This is a genomic window from Magnetococcales bacterium (genome assembly GCA_015228935.1).
Taxonomy (GTDB): domain Bacteria; phylum Pseudomonadota; class Magnetococcia; order Magnetococcales; family DC0425bin3; genus HA3dbin3.
On sequence record JADGCO010000148.1, the window covers coordinates 1 to 8036 of the forward strand.

Genomic DNA, 8036 nt, shown 5'->3' on the forward strand with positions numbered 1-8036 from the left:
TCCCGAGCCATCCAGCATCATGCGTGGCTCAAGGAGCATGATCACGGGAGCAGCATGTCCGGCGACCAAAGGGGACCGCTTATTGCTTTTAATGGAAACAAGAGATTGGTGGCAGCGTGACAGGATACCCATGGGTGGCTACTCCGAATTGATACAACGGGGATGAGAAGTTGACAAATGCTGTGGATGAACTGCGAAACGAACGATGTCTATTGTATTCATTGCAAAATATTGAACATTAAAAATTATTAATCTCATGAAACCACCCACCCCTATCCCTTATAGGCAAATCAGTGCCAAGTCAAGAACAACGTTTGGTTGACTCTAACCCCTATACGGTGCCATAAAGAAGCAAAAAAATGGCCACAGATTGTAAAAAAAAATAGACGGCTGTTTTGCAACTGAAATCAACTTGCCGTTTGTGCAGTCCGATCATATCATGTTACTTCAGTGAAAGGTTGCTCGGATACAAGGCGATCCGCGAGAAACAAAACAATCATACGCGAGGATTATATGACGAACATCCAAGACTCGTTGACCATTGGCATGATCAGCAGTGAAGTCGGCAATGTTTTTATCGCTCATTCGGCACCTAAACCGATCAAAATCCGACTATGCAAAGTTGTCGAACACAAAATAATGTCAAAAGAGTTTCGCGTTCCCTTTACCCTGATTTTTGAATCCCCAAAAAATGTGTTTCTGGTGGAGGGAAATTATTATTTAACGAGCGAAAGTGGCAAAATGTATGTGATGCATGTAACACCAATCGTTTCACCAGGAAAAAAGCAATTCTATCAGGCCATGTACAATTAAAAAAAAAAAAAACCGGGGGATAAGCATCACCCCCGGTCAAAATTTTCAAGCATGAATCAATTGTTTATGAGAGTTTCAGGTCTTGTTCCAGACCGGTCAATCCCTTGGGGGAAACAGTCCCTGCACAGCCATGCAGTAGTTGAGAACCTGGTAGAAAGCGGGCTTATCGATCTTCACCGTTGCCACGGCTTGCAGAGGGACCTGGGTGGCCTGCTGGGGATTTGTCTGGTTGATGGTGACCGAAGGCTGAGAAATCGCAACATTGACCGTTCCCGGTGTACCCGGATTGAATCCCCCCAGGTTGACCATGTTGGATGGGGACGGCGGGGAAGATGCAGGATAGTATATTGTTACCTGCTCCGTTCCGGCATCACCAGGTCCCATATAGGATCCCGCTGCCGGAGCCTGTGTCGCCGTACCACTGCCAACCTTGGCAACCTGCATGCTCGGTGCCTGGTAGCCCTGGGTGGTCACCGTGCTGGTGATCGCACCCACCGTGGCCGTATGCGTATGGACAGGGAGGGGTATGTTTCCCGGTTGCAGGGTAATGTTGCCCGCGATGGTGGTACCGGACATGTTGGCCGAATCGGCGCTGTTGCCCGGCTTAAATTGTACTTGCGAGGCTCCATTGATCCCCATACCAAGGATTGTCCGGCCTTGCAGGTTGGGTACGCCAAGAGTCTGGTTGGCCGTGCCGCCGTACATATTGCCCACCAAGGCATAAAGCGCGGTGTATTGATTCATCGGCAACGTTTGGCCGGTACACAACACCCAACCTCGCGGAGCATAATTGAAGGCAAAAGGCAGTACGGTCCCGAGGAATATGTCATCCATCATCAATCTCCTGTCTGGCGCAGAGTGGAAGTATCAGAGAAGTTTACATAATGTAAGTTAAAGCTTAATGTGTGATTATACACCTTAAAACATCTTAAGTCAAGGATTTTTCTCTCCTGCTCCCATGCAGGTTGAATCAAAAACAGGTCGAAATCGGTGGAAAATCAGTTTACAATGTCCTTTTTCACAAAAATGTCCTTGTTTTGTTCAAAACGATCCAATTTGCAGGGCTGCTCAGATATCTGAAGCCTCTGGTCGGCTCATGGATTCTGCAAATTAAAGGTTCAAAGAAGAAAAAAAATACAAAATAGATGCAGACCAAAGCGGCGCTCTTCTTCCAGAAAATCTCCATATCGGAAAACCACCAAAATTGTTACATTCAATTGATTTGACGCACAAAAAAAGATGAGGTACTTTCACTTAACATGATCTGAAACACCTCATTATTAAATAAATAACAGAAAAACCTGCAACAGGAATTTCCTGACTTTCGGCAAGCGAACTTTCCTGAGAAAATGGACACCTACACCTGTCGTGCCAATCGTGAAAATTCACCTTTCCGGAGAAATCCATGGACCGCAAAAAAATGTTGCTTCTCGCCATGATCCTCGTGCTTCCCCTGCCTGGTTGCGCCAACAGGGCCCAAACCGGGGCCGGGGTCGGTGCCATGACCGGGGCACTGGCCGGCAGCCTCCTCGGCCCCACCAAAAACAAGGAAGCCTATGCCCTTTTCGGTGCCTTGATCGGTGGTGCATTGGGATATGCCGTCGGCAACGAAATGGACAAAGAAGATCTGCGCCAACTGAATTATTCCCTCGACCACACCCCGTCCCAACAAACAACCCGCTGGGTCAATCCAGATACCGGTAAAGAGTTCGCCGTGACACCCAGTCCAGCCCGCTCCGTTGGGGAAAGAATTTGCCGCCAAGCCGAAATCGCCTCCGTGATCGAAGGCAGAAGAGAAACCGTCGTCACCACAGCCTGCCGCCTCCCGGATGGCCGCTGGGAAATTCGTCCACCCGCCTGAACCATACTGAACTGGGGCACCCCTGTTTCGTTCTCACCCACTGTGCAAGAACCACCTCGTTGTTCCCGGCACTATAACCCCCCAGGGGGAAGGATTTTATCCCTCCCCCTCCCCTGCCCCATCGTGGTTTTTGTTCGTTGGAGCGACTGGTGGCACTATTTTCCTTCGAACAAAATGTCATCAACTCTTCAGGAATACTCCAGGATAGCGTGGCGCACTTCCGCCAAGGGATCCTCTTTGGCAATTGAGATCCATTGTTGAATTGCCGATTGTTCTCCCCATGACTCTTTTTTACTCATAGCCACCGCCAGTTTCACACACTGATAGCGAAGCAAAGGCAAATCATCCGTCAGACTCTGGGTATTGGAACGACCATAGTCAGCCTCTTTCAATAGAATATTTAATCCATAAAGACAATCTGAAGCAAGAACATCCTTCCAGGTTTTGTCACCATTCTCAAAGATCCAAAGTGTCAAATCGAGAGCTGAAACAAGTGTTGCTCGCCTTCGAACACGAATGATGGTGCCGACCTCACGAACAAGATCCAATGGCGGGTTTGGTAATTTTAAATCAGCAAACTGAAATCCCTGTATCCAACGGTATAATACATCCATGGCAATCTGTGCCTGATCTTCATTGTCCGATGCTAAAAGCTGAGCCAATAACAACTGTCCCTGGTCAATTTGATCTGGAAGTGACCTGAGCAATCCGGGATAGAGATGAAACACTTTTGGACAATTTTCAGCCTGTGTCAGAATGACATCCAAGAGTTTTGTCGCAGTTTCGACAGGGAGACAGACGGTCATGAGCAACTCTCCCAACGCAACAAGGGCACTACAATCTTTATCGTCAGATTTTCCCAGAATCAATTTCTTGCGATCAGGAAAAGAAAAACCTTGTGAAATAAAGAATTGTATCAAAACATTAACGGTGTTCTCTTCTTCTGGCAATAGGGCGAAAACCCTCTTAGACCTCCTGCCATATCTTGTTGCATCACCTAATAGCCGTAAATTTTCTCGAATTTTTTCAAGATTCTCAGGTTCCGCAATCAGATAAGCAGATTTGAAGCATTTTTCGGCAAGTCCAACTTCAGGTTCTGGTAAATGCATGAAATACCAATCCCGAATATCTGTCTCGCCAGGCAGACCATTTCTTTTAATAAATTGTTTATCCCACAAAACTTCAGCAAATATAACTTGCTGATCTTGAGACAATACACCGATATTATACAATACAATCAACCTGAAAGCGGCTCTTTTCCGAGTCTTGACATCTTTCATGGCAAACAGGAGTTTCTCAACTGGTTTTCCCATTTCAGCATGAAGAGTTATCGGATCGAGATGTGGATGTGTTACAGACCAAAAAGAAAAAGGTTCTGGCCAGCGATCTTCCATGCTTACCTGGAATAGATCTTGACCTGGAATTGGCAACAATGCCAAGACTGGAAGATGGCGATAGCAATCTTGAGAAGGCAAGACAGACAATGTTCTTTTGAAAAGATGACCGAGTTCATCATGAAGTCTATATTCCCTATTAAACAATTCTGAACGATAATATTGGCATGCACGATCCAATAAAGAATGAGCTGTATCAACAGGAAGTCGCAGGATGAGCATGGAAAGTAACTCCACTGCAACCCGCAGACGAGTCACAAAATACTCTGTCTCTTCCATATCATGAGAATTACACCTGGTAAATGCATAATCCGCCAGAAGCAACAATTTTATTAACATAAACTCTACAAAAGATATTTGCATCCGAGCAATAAATGTGCGCGTAAATATTTTTTTAAATTCCTTATCATCATAGTAACGGGCAATACGCCAGCCTAACAATGCAGCAACTTCAGGATAATAACTATCCAGACAATAAGCCGATAAATTCAATGCGTTTTGGGAGACTTTTACTTCGCCAACTCTTACTGGAATTCCTGCCACTTCAGTCAGACGCATCATCTGAAAAGCAGGAAGGATGCCTAACTCTTCAAGACCCCAACTCTTGAAGACATGGTTTATAGAAAATTCGTCAAGATCGAAATTTTTCTCTACTTGAGTTACTAAATGAGATGGTCGGGATTTTTTTTCCAGCTTCTTCGAAAGTTCAATGTAATCTGAATTTGCATCGCAGTAGTACAATGCCAACTCCTTCCAACGACGGAGGAAAAACTCGTCATGCTCATTTGGATTTTTCTCATTATCTTTGTCAATAAATTCTCTTCCAAACCGAAGTTCCTGTTGAAACTTTAAACCGCGCATCGTAAAAAGAGACCAACCTTCTCGTGAGAAACTTGGCAAATCAATTTTGCTTTTTCTCATACCACGACGAAGTGTATTGATGGATGATCGAACAAGATCCAAAGCCTCTTCAATTCGGTTAATCTCAGCCAAAATGGCAGCCTTACGTACATTCCAGAAAGGATCACTACTTTTTGTCTCCCAACCTTTTAATAATATTTCTAACTCTGCATGATCCAAACAGCTTAGAGCAAGAAGACAACGCTCATGTGTCACTTTGTGAGCAAACTCCGGATCATCCCCCATGTGGGGTATTAGCTTTCTCAGCCAATCCGAAGCTTTGCTCAAATCTGCAATTTCCCTGGCGGCACGGACCATTGCCAAAGACAACATCTGCCAACAATGTTGCGCACGAGACCATTCAGGTTTTGGCCATTCAACCAAATTCCCTTGGAAGTCAAAAAACTTTTTGTTCTGAATATCTACTGCGCCCAAGATTCCATTTATTGCCTGCGCAATTTCCTGCTGAATCGGTGCCAAGACGATATCAAGCCGCCAGAGCAACTCCTCCATGGCAAAAAGGCGTTCCCACGGTTGCATACCAGGATGGGGATGAATAATTTCTCCGATCCACCGCTCGGTATATCGCCAAACCCTACTACGTACATGACCTGGAGCCACGACCCAACCAGGATAGCAACGCCGATTGTGAGACCAGATTTTTAGTATATTCTGCACTGTTTTTATACGCTCACCACTATCCATGAGGTGAGGCTGTTGTGTATATTCTGGTGAAAATTTTTCCTTCACTGGACGAGATATGTCAAACGATGAAATTGAGATATCGAGATACTTGGGCGGTCTTTGGGGAATATCACCCTCGTCAGGCCATGAGTACGGAGAAAGAGGTCTACCCATATGGAGAATGTGCAAAAACTACTCTGTTGCATAACGATGGTGCTGTCCCACTGGCCACTTTTGCCCCACAGGAAGATGTGCCAAATCGATGGGTATTACATGGCGATCTTCAAGCATTCGGCGACGGTGTGTAGAGAGGTCCAACCAACCGACCAAATAAATTTTCTGAGTCAACATATCCAAATGGTCGCGTGCCCACCCTGACCAATGCAGAAAATTGGGATCATCTCCCGAAAATCCCAACAAACAAATGACGTTTTCCATCATGGATTGGCGCACAAGATTGACAAAAGGAGCAAAACGTGTCTGGTAAGTTCGATAATCCTCCTCAGTAAAAATAAAAGGGTCGTTGGCCGGCAACGATCCGTGCAACTTGACGATTCTTGGCCGCTTATTATTGGGTATCTCCGACAAGCTGCGAACTATCTGGTAATTTCGGTTAAAAATATCCGTACTCGCCCGTTCCAGGAGGGTGTCCCAGTTGGTAGTCAAAACGTCAGCCCAGGGGAGTTCCAACAGCAATCTATGCAAATCCCCTGGTGAATAATCCATATCAGGTACCAAATCCCGGATCAATCCATTCAAGGTGGTGCGTCCAAATGCGGCCTCAAATTCCTGGGCCAAACGCAAAAAACCGCTGGTTGCGCCAGATTCTCTGATCGCACTCTCACGCTGGGCTTGTTGGTCAGGATTTATATATAGACGATCAACCAGTGAAAGAGTCAACTCCTGCCAAGTGGGCATTGTTCGGCTTCCAGGAGATGTCGGGTCGGCATTACGACTAAAACCTGATCCAACCATCACACCCGCATTCCCAAAGGGAGTATCGCGCCAAAGTGCTTCACGCAAACGGTAAACATGAGCCATGTCAGGAAAAGTCATTACTTTGAACTCCATCATGGAAACATTCCTCAAGCAAAATACAAAAAAATTATACCAATATAATAATATTCTACAACGTCAGTAGATGATCATAACCCACACGTCACTCACCGACAAGAAGAAAATACCGTGAAAACATGATGTCACAATATATCGCATTATTAATCAATGTGATACACGAAAAAACAGGTAAAGTTGAATATTTGGCATGAACGGATCAATTACCACGTCTCATGCGCAACACCTGTTGACCAACTGGACCATATCCGCAGTCAGAGGCAACCAGGCAGCCAATTCTTCCTGGTTTGGTTCATCGGCATCCTCTCCCGGATAGCGCCATTCAACAGCACATCTGCCCAACATTTGCAAAAGGGTCCGGAAACGTTCGGTGTTTGGCAACAGGGAAGCAGCCAGGTCATGCAACACGAGCAGATCGTGGGTTTTTGGAAAACGGATTCCATGCCAGGTCAACAACCCTTTCAGGGATTTTTCAATGGCCTGTTGCATATGAAAACACACAATTTCCGGTGGACTGTTTGGCAAATTCATGAGTGTATGGGCAACAGTCAGATCATTTCCGGCCTTGCGCAACCAGGCTTGGCACAGATCCACTTGACGGGCATGCATGGTTGATTCCTCTGCCGAGAACAATCTGCATTTGGATCCGGATGGAGACTCATACAGCGTGCGACCGGTCAACAAGGCTTCGGTCATGACATGATTGACCGTACCCTGCCAGTACGCCATATCTTCGGGTGTATAGACATGAAGATCCAAGGCGCAGGGTGCCGGATTGAAAAGTTTTCGTATGGCAGCGGCACGCATGGATTTTGGCAGATCCGTCGGCATGACCACCAACAAATCCAAATCACTGTCAGAGGTTGGTGTGCCGTGGGCGTGGGAACCGAACAGAACAATCCTGTCTGGATTGAACCGTTCGACAATGGTGCGGGCAATCTCCGCAATGGCTTCCGGTGTGATCAATGTGCCCAAGTATCACGCCCCTGTTGAACGATTTGTGCCGAAAAACAAAATCCTGGAAAGTACTTCATTCAGGAAATTCATGCACAGCCCTGTGCCCCGATGCAGGAGAACGCATGATCGCAGCCAATCATCCAATGACGAGCTGGAATATCTCGACGTTTCAGCCATCATGGGATTATAAACCAATGCAGGATTTTTTCTCTCTGAAAAATTGCCGGGTCGTTTCAGGATAAAATTGACGTAACTATTCAGCTCTCTTTCAAGAAAGGCCTGAATATGAAAGCTTTTGTCAGGGCTTCGCCCCGAACCCCACCAGGACTCCGTCCTGGACCTGTCCGGTCGCC

6 protein-coding genes are annotated in these 8036 nt (G+C 46.1%); 2 read left to right on the forward strand and 4 right to left on the reverse strand.

From position 1 onward, the window contains the following. Positions 1–513 precede the first annotated feature (513 nt). Positions 514–813, forward strand: a complete 300-nt coding sequence (locus tag HQL65_19575; protein ID MBF0138437.1) for a hypothetical protein — start codon at positions 514–516, stop codon at positions 811–813. 96 nt (positions 814–909) lie between these two features. Here the strand turns inward: HQL65_19575 and HQL65_19580 are convergent, their stop codons facing one another. Next, complete coding sequence (locus HQL65_19580; protein MBF0138438.1) at positions 910–1647, reverse strand: tail fiber protein; 738 nt, start codon at positions 1645–1647, stop codon at positions 910–912. A 571-nt stretch (positions 1648–2218) separates the two neighbouring features. Between HQL65_19580 and HQL65_19585 the strand changes: the two genes are divergently transcribed. Beyond that, positions 2219–2674: a hypothetical protein gene (locus HQL65_19585; protein ID MBF0138439.1), complete on the forward strand. Its 456-nt coding sequence runs from the start codon at positions 2219–2221 to the stop codon at positions 2672–2674. A 188-nt stretch (positions 2675–2862) separates the two neighbouring features. Here the strand turns inward: HQL65_19585 and HQL65_19590 are convergent, their stop codons facing one another. The 3 genes from HQL65_19590 to HQL65_19600 form a co-directional block, all read right to left on the reverse strand. Continuing rightward, positions 2863–5481, reverse strand: a complete 2619-nt coding sequence (locus HQL65_19590) for a hypothetical protein (GenBank protein ID MBF0138440.1) — start codon at positions 5479–5481, stop codon at positions 2863–2865. Positions 5482–5844: 363 nt separating this feature from the next. Continuing rightward, entirely contained in the window at positions 5845–6726 is an 882-nt protein-coding gene (locus HQL65_19595; protein ID MBF0138441.1) for an SIR2 family protein, read from the reverse strand. A 213-nt stretch (positions 6727–6939) separates the two neighbouring features. Continuing rightward, entirely contained in the window at positions 6940–7701 is a 762-nt protein-coding gene (locus HQL65_19600; protein MBF0138442.1) for a HEPN domain-containing protein, read from the reverse strand. Positions 7702–8036 lie beyond the last annotated feature (335 nt).

Coding starts and splice junctions, on each gene's coding strand:
- HQL65_19580 (MBF0138438.1), bottom strand. CDS start 1,647: ATGGATGACATATTCCTCGGGACCGTACTGCCTTTTGCCTTCAATTAT.
- HQL65_19575 (MBF0138437.1), top strand. CDS start 514: ATGACGAACATCCAAGACTCGTTGACCATTGGCATGATCAGCAGTGAA.
- HQL65_19590 (MBF0138440.1), bottom strand. CDS start 5,481: ATGGAGGAGTTGCTCTGGCGGCTTGATATCGTCTTGGCACCGATTCAG.
- HQL65_19595 (MBF0138441.1), bottom strand. CDS start 6,726: ATGATGGAGTTCAAAGTAATGACTTTTCCTGACATGGCTCATGTTTAC.
- HQL65_19585 (MBF0138439.1), top strand. CDS start 2,219: ATGGACCGCAAAAAAATGTTGCTTCTCGCCATGATCCTCGTGCTTCCC.